At 62.6% G+C, this 18,277-nt stretch carries 18 protein-coding genes; 11 read left to right on the top strand and 7 right to left on the bottom strand.

Going from position 1 to position 18,277, the window contains the following annotated elements:
- Nucleotides 1–13: 13 nt before the first annotated feature.
- The 8 genes from ACODTW_RS23785 (at nucleotide 14) to ACODTW_RS23750 (ending at nucleotide 8,745) form a co-directional block, all read left to right on the top strand.
- The gene (locus ACODTW_RS23785) at nucleotides 14–772 is read left to right on the top strand and encodes a crotonase/enoyl-CoA hydratase family protein (RefSeq protein ID WP_488948618.1); all 759 of its coding nucleotides are present in this window, start codon (nucleotides 14–16) and stop codon (nucleotides 770–772) included.
- A gap of 4 nt (nucleotides 773–776) precedes the next feature.
- The gene (locus tag ACODTW_RS23780) at nucleotides 777–2,330 is read left to right on the top strand and encodes an AMP-binding protein (protein WP_488948617.1); all 1,554 of its coding nucleotides are present in this window, start codon (nucleotides 777–779) and stop codon (nucleotides 2,328–2,330) included.
- Between the two features lie 172 nt (nucleotides 2,331–2,502).
- Nucleotides 2,503–3,663 (top strand): NADH:flavin oxidoreductase, encoded by a 1,161-nt coding sequence (locus ACODTW_RS23775; protein ID WP_488948616.1) that lies wholly within the window; start codon nucleotides 2,503–2,505, stop codon nucleotides 3,661–3,663.
- Between the two features lie 58 nt (nucleotides 3,664–3,721).
- Nucleotides 3,722–4,900 carry a thiolase family protein gene (locus ACODTW_RS23770; protein ID WP_488948615.1) on the top strand — a complete coding sequence of 393 codons (1,179 nt, stop codon included), beginning with the start codon at nucleotides 3,722–3,724 and terminating at the stop codon, nucleotides 4,898–4,900.
- Nucleotides 4,901–4,914: 14 nt separating this feature from the next.
- Entirely contained in the window at nucleotides 4,915–5,679 is a 765-nt protein-coding gene (locus ACODTW_RS23765) for an SDR family NAD(P)-dependent oxidoreductase (RefSeq protein WP_488948614.1), read from the top strand.
- The gene (locus ACODTW_RS23760) at nucleotides 5,676–6,476 is read left to right on the top strand and encodes a crotonase/enoyl-CoA hydratase family protein (RefSeq protein ID WP_488948613.1); all 801 of its coding nucleotides are present in this window, start codon (nucleotides 5,676–5,678) and stop codon (nucleotides 6,474–6,476) included. Before ACODTW_RS23765 ends, ACODTW_RS23760 begins: the two co-directional genes overlap by 4 nt.
- 17 nt (nucleotides 6,477–6,493) lie before the next feature.
- Nucleotides 6,494–7,684, top strand: a complete 1,191-nt coding sequence (locus tag ACODTW_RS23755) for an acyl-CoA dehydrogenase family protein (protein ID WP_488948612.1) — start codon at nucleotides 6,494–6,496, stop codon at nucleotides 7,682–7,684.
- Complete coding sequence (locus tag ACODTW_RS23750; RefSeq protein WP_488948611.1) at nucleotides 7,681–8,745, top strand: acyl-CoA dehydrogenase family protein; 1,065 nt, start codon at nucleotides 7,681–7,683, stop codon at nucleotides 8,743–8,745. The genes ACODTW_RS23755 and ACODTW_RS23750 overlap by 4 nt, the downstream gene beginning before the upstream one ends.
- Nucleotides 8,746–8,842: 97 nt before the next feature.
- Here the strand turns inward: ACODTW_RS23750 and ACODTW_RS23745 are convergent, their stop codons facing one another.
- The 6 genes from ACODTW_RS23745 to ACODTW_RS23720 all read right to left on the bottom strand — a co-directional run bounded on the left by ACODTW_RS23745 (nucleotide 8,843) and on the right by ACODTW_RS23720 (nucleotide 14,341).
- Nucleotides 8,843–9,829 carry a quinone oxidoreductase family protein gene (locus ACODTW_RS23745; RefSeq protein WP_488948610.1) on the bottom strand — a complete coding sequence of 329 codons (987 nt, stop codon included), beginning with the start codon at nucleotides 9,827–9,829 and terminating at the stop codon, nucleotides 8,843–8,845.
- A 41-nt stretch (nucleotides 9,830–9,870) separates the two neighbouring features.
- Entirely contained in the window at nucleotides 9,871–11,496 is a 1,626-nt protein-coding gene (locus ACODTW_RS23740) for an AMP-binding protein (protein ID WP_488948609.1), read from the bottom strand.
- A 3-nt stretch (nucleotides 11,497–11,499) separates the two neighbouring features.
- Nucleotides 11,500–11,886, bottom strand: coding sequence for an EthD domain-containing protein (locus ACODTW_RS23735; protein WP_488948608.1), 387 nt, complete (start codon nucleotides 11,884–11,886; stop codon nucleotides 11,500–11,502).
- Between the two features lie 38 nt (nucleotides 11,887–11,924).
- On the bottom strand, nucleotides 11,925–12,326 hold the full coding sequence (locus ACODTW_RS23730) for a nuclear transport factor 2 family protein (RefSeq protein ID WP_488948607.1): 402 nt from the start codon (nucleotides 12,324–12,326) through the stop codon (nucleotides 11,925–11,927).
- A 215-nt stretch (nucleotides 12,327–12,541) separates the two neighbouring features.
- On the bottom strand, nucleotides 12,542–12,892 hold the full coding sequence (locus ACODTW_RS23725; protein ID WP_488948606.1) for a Rieske (2Fe-2S) protein: 351 nt from the start codon (nucleotides 12,890–12,892) through the stop codon (nucleotides 12,542–12,544).
- A gap of 18 nt (nucleotides 12,893–12,910) precedes the next feature.
- A complete protein-coding gene (locus ACODTW_RS23720) occupies nucleotides 12,911–14,341 on the bottom strand; it encodes an aromatic ring-hydroxylating oxygenase subunit alpha (protein WP_488948605.1) in 1,431 nt (476 codons plus the stop codon).
- A gap of 206 nt (nucleotides 14,342–14,547) precedes the next feature.
- On the opposite strand from ACODTW_RS23720, the gene ACODTW_RS23715 reads away from it, so the two are divergent.
- A complete protein-coding gene (locus ACODTW_RS23715) occupies nucleotides 14,548–15,348 on the top strand; it encodes an enoyl-CoA hydratase (protein ID WP_488948604.1) in 801 nt (266 codons plus the stop codon).
- A gap of 33 nt (nucleotides 15,349–15,381) precedes the next feature.
- Here ACODTW_RS23715 and ACODTW_RS23710 read toward each other — a convergent pair whose 3' ends face one another.
- Nucleotides 15,382–15,858, bottom strand: a complete 477-nt coding sequence (locus ACODTW_RS23710) for a nuclear transport factor 2 family protein (protein ID WP_488948603.1) — start codon at nucleotides 15,856–15,858, stop codon at nucleotides 15,382–15,384.
- A gap of 146 nt (nucleotides 15,859–16,004) precedes the next feature.
- Between ACODTW_RS23710 and ACODTW_RS23705 the strand changes: the two genes are divergently transcribed.
- Both ACODTW_RS23705 and ACODTW_RS23700 read left to right on the top strand, forming a co-directional pair.
- Entirely contained in the window at nucleotides 16,005–16,940 is a 936-nt protein-coding gene (locus ACODTW_RS23705) for a LysR substrate-binding domain-containing protein (RefSeq protein ID WP_488948602.1), read from the top strand.
- A 68-nt stretch (nucleotides 16,941–17,008) separates the two neighbouring features.
- Nucleotides 17,009–18,250, top strand: coding sequence for an amidohydrolase family protein (locus ACODTW_RS23700; protein WP_488948601.1), 1,242 nt, complete (start codon nucleotides 17,009–17,011; stop codon nucleotides 18,248–18,250).
- Nucleotides 18,251–18,277: the final 27 nt, after the last annotated feature.

Below are 18,277 nucleotides of genomic sequence, written 5' to 3'. Positions count from 1 at the left end.
CCGGAAATGCAAAATGGCAGTAGATTTCGAACTGAATGACGGCGTGGCCGTCATCACGGTGAACCGTCCGGAAGCGCGCAACGCCATTGATGGCGAGACGGCCCTGGCCGTTAATGACGCGGTCTGCCGCGTTAACGAGGATGACGACATCCGGGTGGCCGTCGTCACCGGTGCCGGGGGCAATTTCTGCGCGGGCATGGATCTGAAAGCCTTCCTGCGCAAGGAAGTGGTCCGTCTGCCGGGAACCGGCTTTGCCGGTGTCACCCAGGCGAAACTGGCCAAGCCATTCATCGCGGCCGTGGAAGGGTTCGCCCTTGCCGGTGGATTCGAGATCACCCTGGCCTGCGATATCGTCATCGCCGGGGAGGGGGCCCGCTTCGGCCTGACCGAGGTGAAACGGGGTCTGGTGGCCAATGCCGGCGGATTGGTGCGCCTTCCCCGGCAATTGCCGATCAAAATCGCGTCGGAACTGGTGCTGACCGGGGAGATCATGCCGGTTTCGGTCCTGGCGGCTCATGGCCTGGTCAACCGGATCGTTCCCACGGGGGAGGCTTTGACGGCCGCCATCGCCATGGCGCGGATCATCGCCGGCAACGGCCCCATGGCCGTGGCAGTCAGCCGGCAGGTGCTGCATGAGAGCCTTGAATGGCCGGAAGCGGAGATGTTCGAGCGCCAGTTTACGCTGACCGCCCCCGTCTTCGCGTCGGAAGATGCGCGTGAGGGTGCCGCGGCCTTCGCCGAGAAGCGCACACCGGTCTGGCGCGGGAGATAAGCCGATGGGCGATGGCGACGGGATTGATCATGATCGGCTGACCAGCCTGTGGCAAGTCCTGACCTTCCATGCGTCGCTGCAGCCCAACGCCATCGCCCTGCGCTTCGAGGGGCGCGACACAAGCTATGCCGGGCTGTTGCAGGCCGCCACCGCGCTGGCTGGTCGCTTCGCGGCGCAAGGGCTGGGGCGGGGCGACCGCATTGCCTATCTGGGCAAGAACAGCGACCTTTATTTCGTTCTGCTTTTCGCGGCGGCCCGGCTCGGGATTGTGCTTGTGCCGCTTAACTGGCGTCTGGCAGCGGATGAATGGTCCTTCATCCTGCAGGATTCCGGCGCTGTCCGTCTGCTGACAGATGACGCGTTCGCGGAAGTAGCGGCCGGGCTGGCCAGTGACAACAACCTGCCGCCGGCGGAGTTGCTGGCGGTGGAGACGGGGCCGGCGGTGCCATCCCTGGCACTGCCCGACCCGGACGACGTCATCTTCCAGGTCTATACATCCGGGACGACAGGCAGGCCCAAAGGGGCGATGCTCACCCATCGCAATCTGCTGGCTCTGCGGGCCCCGGGATATCGTGCCGGGCTTTCCTGGTTTCCCGACGCCGCATCCACCGTTCTGGGCGTGCTGCCGGTGGCCCATATCGCCGGCACGGCCTATGCCCTGTTCGGCTTCTATGCCGGGGCACGGGTGGTACTGACCAGGGAATTCAATCCGGATCAGGTTCTGCGGTTGATCGAGACGGAGAAGGCGAGCCATATGCTGCTGGCCCCGGCGGCCATGCAGCAGGTGATGGACCATCCCCGGGCGGCGGTGACCTGCTTCAGCCATTTGCGCGTCATCACCTATGGGGCCTCCCCCATCCCCGAGGGGCAGTTGCGCGACGCCCTGGCCCTGTTCAAATGCGACTTCGTCCAGATGTACGGCATGACCGAAGCCGCTGGCGGTGTGGTGGCGCTGGACCCGGACGACCACAGGTCAGGCGCGACCAGCCGTCTGCGCTCGGCCGGACGCGCCATGCCCGGTGCGGAGGTGGCGATCATGGATAGCAGTGGTGCGTTACAGCCACCGGAGGCGATCGGGGAGATCGTGGTGCGGTCGGCGGCCGTGATGCCGGGATACTGGCGGCGGCCCGATGCCAATGCCGAGGTCATGATGCAAGGCGGCTGGTTGCGCACCGGCGATATCGGCCGGCTGGACGGGGATGGCTATCTCTATGTGCTGGACCGGGCCAAGGACATGATCGTCTCCGGTGGCGAGAATGTCTATCCGGCGGAGGTTGAGAACGTCCTCTATGGGCACCCCGACATTGCAGATGTCGCCATCATCGGTGTGCCGTCCGCAAAATGGGGTGAGGAGGTGATGGCCGTTGTGGTGCCACGCCCCGGCTGCACGCCAACGCTGGCGTCCGTCGCGGCCTGGGCCGATGGCAGGATCGCCCGCTTCAAGGTGCCGAAGCAACTGACGATCATCGACGCCCTGCCGCGCAACGCCGGCAACAAGATCCTGCGTCGCATCTTGCGGGAGCCTTTCTGGCAAGGGCTGGATCGGCGCGTCAACTGAGGTGATCAGCGGCGTTTGCGACCCTTTTCCCCTTTGTTCTTGCCCCTGATCGCAAGGTCGATTGCCTGACCGCCGGGAGTACTGGCGCCTTGCTCAAAATAGAGCAAATTCAAATCAGAAGGTGGTTTAGCGCCGTCGTCTCATCGAAACTCGACCGGCTGAAACGGATATCATGACGAACGATAACAGCTTGTCACGCGAACTGCTGTTCGAGCCCTTGACCCTGCGTGGTCTGACCATCAGAAACCGGATCGTCATGGCGCCGATGACGCGGGGCTTCTGTCCCGACGGCGTTCCCCACGACGGTATCGCCACCTATTACCGCCGCCGCGCGGAAGGTGGCGCCGGGCTGATCCTGACGGAAGGGGTAGCGGTCGATCATCCGTCCGCCCTTGGGGATGCCGGTCTGCAGGAATGCAACGTTCCCTTCCTGGCCGGAGAGGCGCCGCTCGCTGGCTGGCGCCATGTTGTCGATGAGGTTCACGCCGTCGGCGGGCGGATCATTCCACAGCTTTGGCATCAAGGTGTCATGCGCAAGCGCGGGACCGGCCCCTATCCGTTGGCGCCAACGCTCAGCCCGTCGGGCATCTGGGGGCCGCTGGGCATGACCTCCATTGATCCCCAGAGCATCCCGGCCGATCCCGTGATCGGCGAGCCGATGACCGAAACCGAGATCGAAGAGGTCATCGAGGCATTCGTGCGCTGTGCCCGCAATGCTGCCGCGGTCGGGTTCGACGGTATCGCCCTGCATGGCGGGCACGGTTACCTGCTGGACAATTTCCTGTGGGAACAGACCAACCGCCGCGCCGACCGCTGGGGCGGTGACCGGACGCGACGCAGCGCCTTTCCCGCCGAGATTGTGCGGCGGATACGGGCGGCCGTGGGCGATGACCTGCCGATCTTCTTCCGGTTTTCCCAGTGGAAGCAGCAGGATTTCCGCGCGACGCTGGCGGGCAACCCGGCGGAACTGGCCGAAGTGCTGATGCCGCTGGCCGATGCCGGCGTCGATGTGTTCGACGCCAGCGTGCGCTACTATAACCGTGCCGCATTCGATGGTTCACCGATGAATCTGGCCGGATGGGCACGTCAGGTGACCGGCAAGATGTCGGTGGCGGTGGGCGGTATTGGTGCCAGCCAGGGCATGTACGACATGGGCACGTCCGACGTTGCCGCCATCGACTATACGCCGCTGCTGGAGCGGTTTGCGAACAAGGAGTTCGATCTGGTCGCGGTGGGCCGCGCCATGATCGGCGACCCCGCATGGGGCAACAAGTTCCGCGCCGGCCAACTGCCCCGCCCCTATGACCAGCAGGACGTGAAGACGTTGGCCTGACCCGTGCCAGCGCCGGCAATCCCGCAATTCCCCTATTTTGACCATCAGGATCTCTTCCATGCAGAACACGCCTGTTATCGTTGACATCGTCCGCTCGCCGATGGGGCGCGGGAAGCCTGGCGGAGCGCTCTCCGAAGTTCATCCGGCCGATCTGCTGATGCAGGTGCTGGTGGGGCTGGTCGAGCGAAACAAGCTTGATCCCGGCATCGTCGACGATCTGATCATGGGCTGCGTCAGCCAGGCCGGCGAGCAGGCGGTGCCTGTCGGGCGCACCGCCTGGCTGGCGGCCGGATATCCGCAGCACGTTCCCTGCACGATGGTGGAGCGGCGCTGTGGGTCCAGCCAGCAGGCGGTCCATTTCGCGGCTCAGGGTATCAGGGCCGGCGCCTACGATGTCGTGATCGCTGGCGGTATCGAATCCATGAGCCGCGTGCCCATGGGCAGTGCCCGGATGGGCAAGGACCCGCACGGTGTCGCCTTCGAACAGCGCTATCCCGGCATGGTCGGGCAGGGTATCTCGGCCGAGCTGATCGCGGCGCGTTGGAATATCAGCCGCGAAGAACTGGATGCCTATTCGGCGCGTTCGCACCGTCTGGCGGACAAGGCCCGGCAAGCGGGTCTGCTGGCCCGCGAAATCATCCCTATCCAGACGCCTGCCGCCCTGGTCAGCCAGGATGAAACCATCCGGCCCACAACGACGCCGGAAGGTCTGGCCCAACTGGAGGTGTCGTTCCGGAATGAGCAATTGTCGGAACGCTTCCCGGAAATCCGCTGGAGCATCACGGCCGGCAATTCCTCGCAGATTACCGACGGCGCATCGGCGGCGCTGATCATGTCCGAGGCCACGGCAACCCATCTGGGATTGCGCCCGCGCGCGCGCTTCGTGGCCTTTGACGTCATTGCCGACGATCCGCTGCTGATGTTGACCGCCCCCATCCCCGCGACGCAGCGGATACTGCGCAAGGCGGGCCTGGCTGTCGGCGATATCGATCAGTTCGAGGTCAACGAAGCCTTCGCGTCTGTCCCCCTGGCTTGGCTGAAGGACATCAAGGCCGATCCGGACCGGCTCAACCCGCGTGGCGGCGCCATCGCCCTTGGTCACCCGCTGGGTGCATCGGGCACGCGCCTGATGTCGGCCTTGCTTCATGGGCTGGAGGAGAGCGGCGGACGCTTTGGTCTGCAGACCATGTGTGAAGCCGGCGGTCAGGCCAATGCCACGATCATCGAACGTCTCTGAACGGGAATAACATCATGAATGTCCAAGGAATTGTTGCTGTTGTCACCGGTGGCGCATCGGGACTGGGCCGCGCCACCGCCGAGCGGCTGGTGGCGCAGGGTGCCAAGGTGGTGATTGCCGACCTGCCGGCGTCCAATGGCGAGGTCGTGGCCGGGGAGATCGGTGGTGGCACCCGTTTTGTCGCGGCCGATGTGACGAACACGGACCAGATGAACGCGGTGTTCGACGCGGCGGAGGAAATGGGGCCCCTGCGGGCCGTGGTGCATTGCGCCGGCCGCGGCGGCCCGATCCGGGTGGTCGACAAGGAGGGTAATCCGGGCTCCCTGGAGCAATATGAGATGGTGGTCCGCGTCAATCTGGTGGGCAGCTTCAATGTCCTGCGTCTGGGGGCCGCCCGCATGGCCAAGGCCGAGCTGGTGGGTGGCGAGCGCGGGGTGGTGGTCATGACGTCGTCGGTCGCCGCCTTCGAAGGGCAGATCGGCCAGATACCCTATGCGTCCGCCAAGGCGGGCATCGTCGGCATGACCATCGTTGCGGCCCGCGATCTGGCCGGGCGGCAGATCCGCGTCTGCACCATCGCACCGGGAACCTTCGATACACCCATCCTGGCTCGCGTGTCGGAAGAGGCACGGGCGTCCCTGGCCTCTGCGGTGCCGCATCCCCGCCGTCTCGGCCGGCCGGAGGAATTCGCCATGCTGGCGACCCAGATCATCGAGAATCCGATGTTGAATGGCGAGACCATCCGCCTCGACGGTGCCATCCGGATGCCCCCGCGATGAACGACCTTATTCTGCATGAGGAGGAGGGGGGCATCGTCACCCTGACCCTCAACCAGCCGGGATTGCGCAACCCCATCTCGGATCAGCCGACCATTGATGCCCTGTGCGCCGCGATCGAGGCGGCGGACCGTGACCTCAATGTCCGGGTTGTGATCCTGACGGGGGCCGGCACCGCCTTCTCCACCGGCGGCAATCTGAATGCCATGCGCACCGGCGGCGGCCTGAACGATCCGGTGGCGGCCAACACCCGCCGCAACTATCGCAATGGCATCCAGCGGTTGCCGCTGCTGTTCGAGGCGATCGAGGTGCCAGTGATCGCGGCGGTCAACGGCCCCGCCATCGGGGCGGGTTGCGACCTTGCCTGCATGTGCGACATCCGCATCGCGTCGGAGAATGCCAAGTTCGCCGAGAGCTTCGTCAAGCTGGGCATCGTGCCGGGCGACGGCGGCGCCTGGCTGCTGCCGCGCATCGTCGGCTATTCCAAGGCCAGTGAGATGGCCTTCACCGGTGATATGCTGGATGCACAGGAAGCCCTGGCCTGTGGCCTTGTCTCCCGCGTCGTGCCGACAGGCGAGTTGATGACAGAGGTGCGGGCCCTGGCAGGCCGTATTGCCGCCAATCCGCCGCACGCGGTGCGTATGACCAAGCGCCTGATGCGCGAGGGCCGGATGGCGAGCCTGTCGGCGGTGTTGGAAGCGTCGGCTGCAGCCCAGGCCCTGTGCCATGCAACTCGCGATCACCATGAGGCCGTCGATGCCTTCTTCGATAAGCGTACACCGGTTTTCACCGGCACTTGAACAGCGGGAGGCATGGAATGCGTGAAGATCGGAAAGTGACCGACTTGCGGACAGACCTGCGCGCATGGCTGGCCGAGAATGTGCCGAAGGATTGGCGGACGCAGCAGGCGGGCGACAATATCGACGGGTTTCTCGCCTCTCAGCGCGAATGGCTCTCCCGGCTTGTTAAAGGTGGCTATGCCACCCCGCATTGGGCACCCGAATGGCCCGGCGGCGGCCGGTCTCTGGCCGAGCAGGTGGCGATTTTCGAAGAGATTGCGCGGGCCGATGCGCCCCGTATGAGCTTGTTCTTCGTCTCGCTTTATCATGCGGCCATGACGTTGATGGAATGCGGCACGCCTGAACAGCGTGCCCGTCACCTGCCGGCGATCCTGAAGGGCGAAATCTGGTGCCAGGGCTTTTCGGAGCCCAATGCCGGTTCCGATCTGGCCTCCCTGCGCACCCGCGCGGAGCGCAAGGGCGACCGCTACATCGTATCAGGACAGAAAATCTGGTCCACGCTGGGGCAGTTCGCCGACCAGTGCCTGCTGCTGGTGCGCACCGGTAACAGCGGCCCCAAGCAGGTCGGCATCACCTTCCTGCTGATGGACATGAAGTCCAAGGGTGTGCAGGCCCGACCAATCAAGCAGATCACCGGGGATGAGGAATTCGCCGAAATCTTCCTGGATGAGGTCGAAATCCCCGTTGAGAACCGGGTCGGTGAGGAGAATGAGGGTTGGAAGGTGGCTCAGGTCACCTTGTCATCGGAACGCGGGCTGACATTGGTGGAACTGACAGAGCGGCTGGCCCTGTCGCTCTGGCGGCTGGTGGAGGTGGCAACGGCGAACGGGCACGAAATCGACCGCCTGGATGTCGAGGTACGTCGCCGTATCGTCGATATCGCGTCCCGGATCGAAGCGTTGCGGGCGATGATCGCCACGCTGATGGCCAACCGGATGGCCGGGCGGGAGGCTGTGGGCGACGCCTCGATCATCAAGCTGGCCTATGCCCGCCTGTCGCGGGACTTCACAGCGCTCGGCCTGCGGCTTCGCGGCATGGCCGCGCAGCGGGACACCCGGTACGTGCTGGGTGCTGGGTATGAGACAGGCAACTGGATGTTCGATTTCATGAACAGCTACCAATACAACATCGCTGGCGGCAGCAACGAGATACAGCGCAACATCGTCTCCGAACGGGTCCTGATGATGCCGCGGGAGAAGCTCGCATGAGCAGGGTGGATGCTATGGATACGATCGATCAGGAAGAACTTCGAGACGCCGCGCGCCGGTTGCTGACCGACAAGGTGGACCGTCGGGCGCCCTGGGGGGAGGGGAAGGCCGATGGCCGTGCTCTTGTCCGCGACATGGTGGAACTGGGATGGCATCTGCTGACAGCGCCAGAGGAAAGGGGAGGGCTTGGGCAGAGCTTCACCGCGTTGGTGCCGATCTATGAGGAACTGGGTCGCGCCCTGGCGCCGGCCACCCTGGCCGATACTCTGGCCGCTCTGGATGTCCTGGTGCTTGACGACAGCGTTACCGGTTCCGCCCTGCGCGACAGGTTGATAGAGGGTGATGCCCGTATCGTGGTTGCCGAATGCGGATCGCTCGGGGCCCGCATCGAGGCGACTTTTCCGCTTCTGGAGGGCGGGCTGGCCGCCACCCACCTGTTGCTGCTGCCGACGGTCGCTGATGAAGTCTGCGGCATTGTCGATCTGAGGCGCGATGGGGTCAAGGCCACGCCGGTTGAGACCTGGGATCGCAGCCGCAGCTTTGCGGAACTGGAGCTCCACGACGCCCCCTGCGAGCAGCTTCAGGTGACCGGTGAGGTTGCCATTCCGCTGGTCCGTGCTCATAAGGATCTGGCGACGGCCTGGGACAGCTTAGGTGCCGCCCGTCGGTCGCTGGATGAAACGGTCGCCTATATGGGCACCCGTCAGCAGTTCGGTCGCCCGATCGGATCGTTCCAGGCGCTGAAGCATCGGGCCGCCGATCACAAGGTTTCCCTGGAACTGGCGCGCGCGCTGGCCGTCCATGCCAGCCAGGCCTATGCCCTGCGGGATGGTGCCTGGAGCGACCTGGCGGCACAGGCCCGCTTGCTGGCAACGGACGCTTTTCATGCCATCACCGAGGACAGTGTGCAGATGCATGGCGGCATCGGCTTCACCTGGGAGTTCGACTGCCACCTGTTCCTCAAGCGCGCGCTGATGAGCGATATCCTGAACGGGGCGCCGGAAATGGTGCGGGATCGGATTTCATCCAGCGTCATCGGCCGAGCCTTGCGGCGCGAGTGAAGGACCATCCGCTTAGCATTTTGAATTGATGTGAAAAAGCCCCTGAGTTGCTGATAGCCGCAAGGATCAGCAACTCAGGGGCTTTGACTTTCAATACTCAGAGATGGAGAGCCACGCCACCGAACGGACGGGCCTTGGCCACATATTCCAGGGCGGCGGCCGCTTCCTCGAACGGGAAGCTACGGTCAAACAGGGGCTTGACCTTGCCGGCATCGGCAAGCGAGGTGAACACGGTCCAGGCGTCGGCCCATTCTTCCGGAGAGCAAGTATAGACGCCATATCCTTGAACGCTGCCCCGGTACAGGATGAGATCTGCCAGCGTGATCGTCGATTGACGGCCTGCCGCGAAACCCAGGGTGATGACCTTGCTGTAGCGTCGGATGCATTTCAGCGTTTCGGCCAGCACCTGCCCACCGATAGAGTCGATGACGATGTCCACGCCTTCGCCACCATTGAGGGCATGCACGCCTTCCTGCATCGTCTGCTTAGACAGGTCGATCACATTGTCGAAACCGGCGTCGGCCGCCTGTTCGGCCTTCTGCGTCGATCCCGTGGTCGAGATGACCTTGGCGGCGCCCAGCGCCCTGGCCAGTTGATAAGCGGCGTTGCCGACGGAGCCGCCAATGCCCGTGGCCAGCACGGTCTTGCCCGGCGCGAAGCCGGCCTCCATCAGGGCGCGATATGCCGTCGGATAGGCGACGGCCGCCTGTGCGGCGGCGCCATCGGACACGCTGGCCGGGATCACCCAGGCATGATCGGCCAGCACGGTGCAATATTCAGCCCAGCTTCCCGAGCGCATGAAGCCATAGAGAAAGGCGCCGAACATCACGCGGTCGCCGACCTTGAACTTCGACGTGCCGGCATCCTCGACAATGCCGGCCCCCTGGTTGCCAGGGACGAGCGGCAGGGAGGCCGGCGGGAAATTGGCCTCATTCTCATTGTTGATGACGGCCACGTCGAACGGGACGACACCCGGTGCCGTCATCTTCACCAGGATCTCCGATCCCTGCGGCGTGGGCTTGTCCCTCTCGACCAGCTTCAGATCCTTGGACCCGGTCTGTGCTTCAATCAGCCATGCGCGCATTGGTTCTTCCTTTATCTATCGAATAGCGGATGACCGACCGATCAGTTGCTTCGGCGGACCGCGATACCGGCGGCGTCCCGATCCCAGGTCGAAGCCGTGACGCCTTCGTCCCGCAATTGGTATTTCAGGACGCGCCCTGTGGGGTTTTTGGGCAGTTCGTGACGGAACTCAAAATAGCGGGGTACGGCGAAATACGGCAGGTTCTCGATCGACCAAAGGCAGAGCTCTTTCTCGTTCAAGACCGCACCCTCGCGCAGAACAGCGGTCACCTTGATGCTGTCCTCGCCGTTCTGTGCCCCCACCGCGTGGACGGCCGCTTCAGCAACGGCATGATGGCCCATGAAGGTCCGCTCGACCTCGAAGCTGGAGATGTTCTCGCCCCGTGAGCGAAGGTAATCCTTGGCACGGTCGCAGAAGTAGAGATAGCCGCCGATCATCTTGCCGAGATCGCCGGAATGCATCCACATGTTCCGCCAGACCTTTGCCGTGTCCTCCGGCCGACGCCAATAACCTTCGAACATGACATTGGGTTCGCGCGGCCGGTACACGATCTCACCAACGGTGCCCTCCGGCACGGGCTGATCATCGGCATCGACGATCATGATCTCATATTCGTCCGTCGGCCGGCCGGCGCTTTCTTCTGGTGGGGTTTCATCCGGATAGGCGGAGGTGAGGCGTACCCCTTCGGTCTGCCCGTAAGACCAGCTCGACACCACCTTGACGCCGAAGCGGTCCTTCCAGGCTTGCCGGACAGAGGGGCTGATCGGCACACCAAAGACCATCTTCAGCCTGCCATGGTACCGTTGCGCCGCTTCGCAATCGGGCGCGTGGGCGACGAGCGGGAAAATGGAGGCCATGAGCAGGGTGTTGGAGGCGCCGGCGGCTTCGATCTCGTCCCAAAAACGGGTAACCGAGAATTTCGACGCCACCGCCACCCGCAATCCCTCCACCAGGGCGCCAAGGACGAAGATCAGTGCTGCCGAATGGAAGACGGGAAGGCAGGTCCACCCGGTCTCTCCCGGCAATTGGGGAACATGGCGCCGATGCTGACGTCCCTGCATACACATGAAATTATGGCTGATCATGCAGCCCTTTGATGGGCCCGTCGTTCCCGATGTGTAGATCAGCGTCGCCAGATCCGACGGCTGCACCACGATCGGCATCGGCGCCCCGTCAGTGCCCCGATACTCGTCCAGCGAATGAATGGGGACGGTGCAGATGGGAAACGGCCCCTGCGACCGACAGAGGATCAGTTGAAGATTGGGCAGAAGATCGGCGATATGCTCGAAACGTTCAAGATAGTGGGGATCGCAGACCGCCAACCTGGCGCCGGTATCACTGACCTGGTGACGCAGGAATTCACCCCGATAGGCGGTGTTGATGGGAACCCAGATGGCACCCAGCTTGTTGACGGCGAACCAGCAGACGAAGACATCCAGGCTGGTGTCGAACAGGGTGACGACAGTGTCACCCTTGCTGACGCCCAGATCCTGGAATTTCCGGGCCATGGCATTGGCATCATGGTCGATTTGTCGGTACGTAATGCCAACGCCATCAACGACCAGGAACTCGCCATCAGGATTTCTCTCCACGGCCCGCGCCAGTGCGTGCATGACCGTATCGCGGATGCCGGGTCGATAGGCATGAGGGGCTGAAGGCGCGGTCATTGATCATCCAGCCTTCGTTCCGGTATTGACCTCTTCAACCATGATCATGACGGTGGCGTCACGATCAAGGAACTTGAGCTCATCTTCCACAAGGATGGGGTTGATGACCGGATCATTGAAAATCCGGGTCATCTCCGCAATGGCCTCCTGACCGGGAACGAACATCTCCGTGATGCAGTCATAACCGATGTCATAGGGGACTGGTGGGGTGCCATCCTTCAGGCCGCTGGGGTTCAACAAGGCGAAGGTTGGGTAGTTCCGGACGTAATCGGTCAGAAGATGACCGATATACTTCTTGGCCAGCAGTACATGGCTGTTCTCATAATGCTCCCGGAACTGTGCCGGGGAGATGTCCGGCTTGCGCTTCAGGAAGTAAATGATCTTCATCATGACGGTATCTCCTGCTTTCGTGTCCCGATGGTGCGCTGTCAGGCGAGGGCGTCGACGACCGCTTTAGTGTCGCTATAGACCGGATGCAGCAGGGCGACCTTGTCACCGTTGAATTTCCAGACTTCCGCCAGGGGCATGGTCACCGTTTTGCCCGTCTGCGCCGTCGTCGCGGAAAAGGTGCCATAGGCGATCACCCAGCCATCGCCCTCGGTTATCACCTCCGTGGTAAGTGACAAGGCGCTGTAGTACTGGAACACGCCGCCGATGGCGGCCTTGATGGCATCCCGGCCCTTGAAGGTTCCGCCATAGGGCAGGGATGGGGCCTCGACCAAGACCGAGTTCTCGTCGAAATGGGCGAGGAAACCATCCACATCCCCATTCTTCAGTAGCGCTTCATAGGCCTGATCGACGATCTGGCGGGGCGTCAGGGTCTTCGTCATGTTGCTTTCCTCTCCTGGTTCTTCGTCTGTAGAGGCTTCTGATGCTCACTGAGGCATCAGAATTGTTCGAAGTATTTATAATTTGTTGTGTGTTCCACCTTGCAAAGGGCTCTGTTTGAACCGATCAACAGCCAGTGCATCACTTGGCGACAAATGTGTGCAAGGTAAAGATGAGCGCGGTAAAGGACTGCTGCCGGTACAGGCAAGCAGACAGGTCAACTGGGTTCCGCACCCATATTTCGACCGTTCAGGCGAACCTCAATCATGCCATCCCGCTCGCGGATGTTATGGACAGCCACCGGCGCGAACCCCTGGACCTTGCTTAAGCAATGGCCTGTGGCCAGATTGAAGCGGGCGCCGTGCAGCGGACACATGATCGTACCATTGCGCGCCTTGCCGCCTGAGAGCTTGGCGCCGGCATGGCTGCAACGGTCATCTATCGCGAAGAGGTTTCCGTTTTCGCGATAGATGACGATCGCATGGCCATCAATCTCAATCGGCACAAGCTTTCCCTCAGGTGCGTCGTCACCGGGAATGACCGGAACATAAGCCATCGTGTCGTGCACCTACTGCCGCTGTCTGCCTCAAAGGTTCAGGCCGAGCTTCGCATCGTAAATTTCATGGAAGCGCCGGATCTTGGCTTCCTGATAGACAGAGGTTGTCAGGAAAGCCTGTTCCGGCGGGGCCGCTTTGAAGCCGAGTTGCACGGCGTTCATGTTGGCCAGATCCTGGTCGATAATGTGACCGGTGGCGCCCAGCAGCGGGTTGTCTGCGGCCTTTTCGTCGAAATCGACGCGGATCGGCTCCGGCACTGGTGGACGCTTGCCATCGGCCGGGATGGGCAACAGGACGCGGATCTCCATTTCGGAATGGTTCGGATCGTCGCCCAGCGGCTTGAAATTGTACCACCACGGCAAGCCCTCGCCCCACCAGGGATGATGGTTGGGGAACATGTAGTACTTGGCCATATCGATCATATAGCTGATCGTCTCGTTCGAGTAGTCGCGGCCTGTCAGTTTCTGAAGCTGGTCACGCTTGGCCTGGGCGGCGTATTTGCGGGCATCCTCCGGCGTCAGGCCGCGGTTATCCGGGGGCAGCGGCAATTCCTGGGCGTTGCAGTACAGGATCAGCCCCTGGTGCGGTGATACCTTGTGGGAAACATAGGGATCTGTGGTCATGCCGGGGGTGCAAAGCCGGCTGATATAGCCCTTGCCTTCGCTCCAGATGTCGATGCGGGTGGCCACGGAACCGAACATCGGCATGCCGTCGGCGTGGGTTTCCACCACATGGTAGCCCTCCATGAAGGCTTCCTGGGCCGCTTTCCAGTTGCAGCGGACCTTCACGAGAACCCGCATCGCGGTATAGCGGTCCTCCTGCGGCCATTTCTCGAAATGGCTGAGCAGGGGCCCGAGCGCTTCCTTCAGCGGTGCGGCATTGGGGTCGGGGTTAATGAAGACGTTGCCGCCCCAGCTCTCGACCTTGATCTCCTTGAGGCTGCTGTCCTTTGCCGTCACATGGGGAAATTCCTGCTCGAACGGCACCCATTCCAGCTTGCCGTCCAGGCCGAACATCCAGCCGTGAAAGCCGCACTGGATGCCGGTGCCGCTGCCCTTATGGTCGCAGAGTTTGCGCGCACGGTGGGGGCAGCTATTGTGGAAGGCGCGGAACTGCGTCTCTCCGGTGCGCACCACCAGATAGGACTTGTTCACGATATCGTAGCTGAGGCGGTCGCCGATATTCGGAAGGTCTTCCTCCCGGCAGGCGATCTGCCATTCCTTGTCCCAAATATGCTCAACCTCCAGGGCGACATATTTGGGGTCGAAATAGCGGTCATAGGGGATGAGCCGCGGTTCGGGATGAACGTCGCCGGGGGTCAGGAAGGGCACGTCGCGCGTTTCGCCGTCCGCCGCGACGATCTTGTCCAGTGTCGGAGGATCGATCAGCTTGCTGCCCGGTTCCGCCTTGCCGTAATTGATCCAATAGCTGCTGTCCGCAGCGCTCGCCACGCCGTCCATACGACATCCTCCATGTAGACTTATCGTGCCCCATCCCGTGGATGGGTGACTTGCCGTCTTTGTCTGGGTTCTTAATATCACCAAGCCTGCGCTCCGGAATTGTCTGGCGTCGCATAGGCTATTGACCGGCCGCAGCTTTGCTGGCGCGCCTTCCAGGAACGGGCTAGCACACAGGAGTTATCGACGGCCTAAACTGAGGTGGACGCATGACCGAAGTGGGACTGCTTGTGGAGCGTTTTGGCCCCATCGTCCGGCTGTCGCATGACCGGCCGGAGCGGCGTAACGCTCAGAGCGCCGCGTTCCTGGATGCCTTGAATGGCGCGCTGGAAAAGGCAGCAGCCGATCCGGACGTGCGGGTTGTCATTCTCGCCGGCACGGGCGACCATTTCTGTGCCGGTCACGACCTGAAGGACCTGGATACGATGCGTCCGCAGGGTATGCCCGAAACGCGGGATGTCTTTGAAGCGCAGCGTTACCGCGACTATTGCCTGCGGTTATGGGATATGCCGAAGCCCGTCATCGCCCAGGTCCAGGGCGCCTGCGTCGGCGGCGGTTTCATGGTCGCCAACATGTGCGATCTGATCGTCGCGGCCGAGGACGCCTTTTTCGCTGATCCTGTGGTCGCAACGGCTGCTGTCGCCGCGAGTGAGGTTCTTGTCCATCCCTGGGTCATGGGACTGCGACGCGCCAAGGAGTTCCTTTATGGCGGCGGGCGGGTGAGTGCGACCGAAGCCTTGGCCATGGGCATGGTCAACCGCGTTGTGCCCAAGGAAGATCTGGCTGCGGCGGCCCTGGCGCTGGCGGAGCGGATCGCCCAATCCTCCCCCTTCGCATTGAGACTGATGAAACGATCGCTCAACCGGACAGCCGAGATACAGGGGTTTCGCGCAGCCATCGATGCGCATTTCGATACGCATCAGCTTTCGCACATGGGAGCGGATGCCCAGGAGAGGTTGGCGGCTGGGGCGACGGGGATCATCGGGCGGGGGCGCGGCCAGACGGGATGATCCCGCTTTCCGTCTGGCTCGAAGCGGAGAACTTCAGGCCGGTGTCATCTCGATCAGGAGGCGCGTCAGTTTCAAGGTGGCGATCCGCCAGCGGCCGGCCTCCTGACGATAGGTCTCATGATAATGGCCATATCCCTGCATCTCACGATAAGGTCCGGTATGGAAGCGCAACAGGTCATTCATCGGCCAGATGGCGCTGGCCGTGTCGTCCGCCTGGATTTCGATTTCCGGCATATGCCCATGATGGACGGAGATGAGCGGCGTCAAGCCCTTCCGGATATAGGCGATGATTTTGTCGCGACCGTTCAGCACATCATCATTACCACCGGCGGGGGTGGCGGTTCCGGGGTATTGGAACGCTTCCCGATAATCGCATCGGGCATCATGGGTGAAGACATCCGCCAGAAGGGACCAGTCCTTGGTATCCATGGCGCGAAAATACCGAGCCTTGACGCTCTTGATGGCTTCGATCGCCAGCAATTGGGCCAGCGTGGTGGGGTGCGTGATCATCGGCATTCTCCTGAAGCCTTTCCCGTGATGGCCATGCGGCCCGATTTCTTCCTTGTTATGCCGGCACCTTGTTCCAAGGCGGCACTGTCGCTTGCCGGGTGCCGTGTCATCCATGACCTGAGTGGCCATGACCGGGAAGGTTTCGCATGACCGGGCGTCTTCCGTCGCTGCGCGGGATAGAGGCATTCGTGTGCGTGGCCGAGGTGCTGAACCTGCGGGTGGCATCGGAACGGCTCAATGTTTCGATATCGGCGGTCAGCCACCGTATCCAGGCGCTTGAGGAGGAACTTGGGGTCAAGTTGTTCGTGCGCGGGAAGCGGGCGTTGCAGCTGTCTCCCGCCGGATCTGACTATCTTGAGCGGTTGAGGCCCGGGTTGCAGGCCCTGCGGGCGGCGACCCACGCGGCAAGGGATGATGTGCATTCGCCGGTACTGCGTATCGCCGGCCCGTCGTTCTTTTTTGATCAATGGCTGTTGCCGCGCCTTGATGACTTCCGCAAGGATTGGCCGAAGGTCCGGATCGAACTGCTGACCCTGGGGCGCAAGCGCGCGACGGGTACCGATGTCACCATTCTTCCCATGAGTCCGGCAGCTGTCCGTGACGGTGCTGAACCTTTGTTCGATCTGCTGGTAACGCCGGTCTGCACGCCGGCATTCGCCAGCCGGTACAAGCTGCGCCAGATTCGGGATTTGCTGACCGTTCCACTGATCGACATCGTGCCCTCCAGCAAAGCCTGGTCCCTGTTATTCCTGGCGGCGGGCCTGGAGGCGGAGGTGCCGGAACCCGCCTACGCCGCCGACAGTCCTGTCACGCTCTGTCAAATGGCACTGAATGGTCTTGGTGTGGCGCTGGCGGCAAACGGCCTTGTCGACGCCCATCTGCGCCAGGGCCTGCTGATGCGGCCGTTCGACATTGGTTGCGTCGTGCCGACGGCTTTTGGTCTGGTCGCGCGGGAGTGGGATGCCAGGTCGATGGCCCGGGCCTTTGTCAGATGGCTACGGGCGGAGATGGCGGCGTCCGTTCAATTTTCTTCAACGATGGGGCAAGAAATCGAGATTCCTCCCCATGATGTCGCGCCATAGCTTTGACGCAACCACCCGCGTCCGATCGGACCCGGTGCCAATGATATCGTCAGGATGGGAGGAAGATCATGTCGAACGTCGCTGTCGATTTCGCCGAGGTCAATAAAGAGAACCATTGGCGACTGGTTACGCCGGGTTCGGCGGGATGGGAAAGAAGCCCGCGCCCCCAGGACGTGCGCGGCAAGTACTTCATCATCTCGATCGACGCACATATGAGCCCGCCGCCCACCTTGATGCGAGAGCGCATCGACAAGCGATTTGTCGACCGGTTGCCGCGTATTGAAAACCGCGACGGCCGCCGTTGGCTCATTCAGGAGGGCGCCGCGCCGGCGCCGATCTCCGAGATCGCTGTGATGGGCGAGGATGAGGTGCGCACCAAGGCGGGCGCCTACCTGATCCACGAGACCCGGACCATGACCGACCGTCTGGCCGACCTCGACAAGGACGGCGTCGATGGCGAGCTTATCTTCCCCAACGGGGCAGCATTGCTGATGTTCGCGTCGTCGGACCCGGAATTTGTCATGGCGCAATGCCGGATCTGGAATGATTGGGCCTGGGAAACCTGCCGAGATTTCAAGGCAAGGTCAAAGCCGATTGGCGCGCTTTCCACCGCTGATATCGATCTCGCCATTGCCGAAGTGCAGCGGTTGGCGAAGATGGGATATGACGTGATCATGTTGCCGAACAAGCCCATCTTCGGGCCGCCCCGGTACGGTGACATCAATTACAATCTCCCGCTCTTCGATCCGCTGTGGGCGGCGATCCAGGACGCCAATCTGGCCATCGCCTTCCATGTCTCCACAGGGCAGGACCCGCGCACGGCACGTGGCAATGGCGGCGCTGTCATCAATTACTGCATCCATTCTATCGCCCCCACGCTGGAGCCCGTCGTGGCCTTGTGCGCATCCGGCGTGATCGAACGGTTCCCCGGCCTGCGCTTTGCAACCATGGAGGCAGGCGGCGGATGGTTGCCCTGGCTGCTGGATCGCATGGACGAAGGCTATCGCGCCCACCATATGTGGGTGCATCCCAAGCTGAAGGCGCTGCCCAGCGACTATTTCCGGCTGGCCGGGGCGGCGTCGGTGGGCGAGGACCGGTCGGCCATGCTGCTCTGCATGGAATATGGCCTTGAGAACAACCTGATGTTCTCCAACGACTATCCACATCACGAAGGCTGCTGGCCCCACTCCCCCGAGACGATCGAGCGGAGCTTCGGGCCGCTGGATGAACGGGCGCGCCGTAAGGTTCTCGGCCTCAACGCCGCCCGCATGTTCAAGTTTGACGTGCCGCGCGACTATCCGGGGGCCTGAGCATTGGGCGGAAAGCACAAGGAAGCG

This window comes from Niveispirillum sp. FG148, from assembly GCF_057809655.1.
The sequence above is the reverse complement of the archived record's forward strand: the minus strand, read 5'-3'. Positions and strand labels throughout refer to the sequence as shown.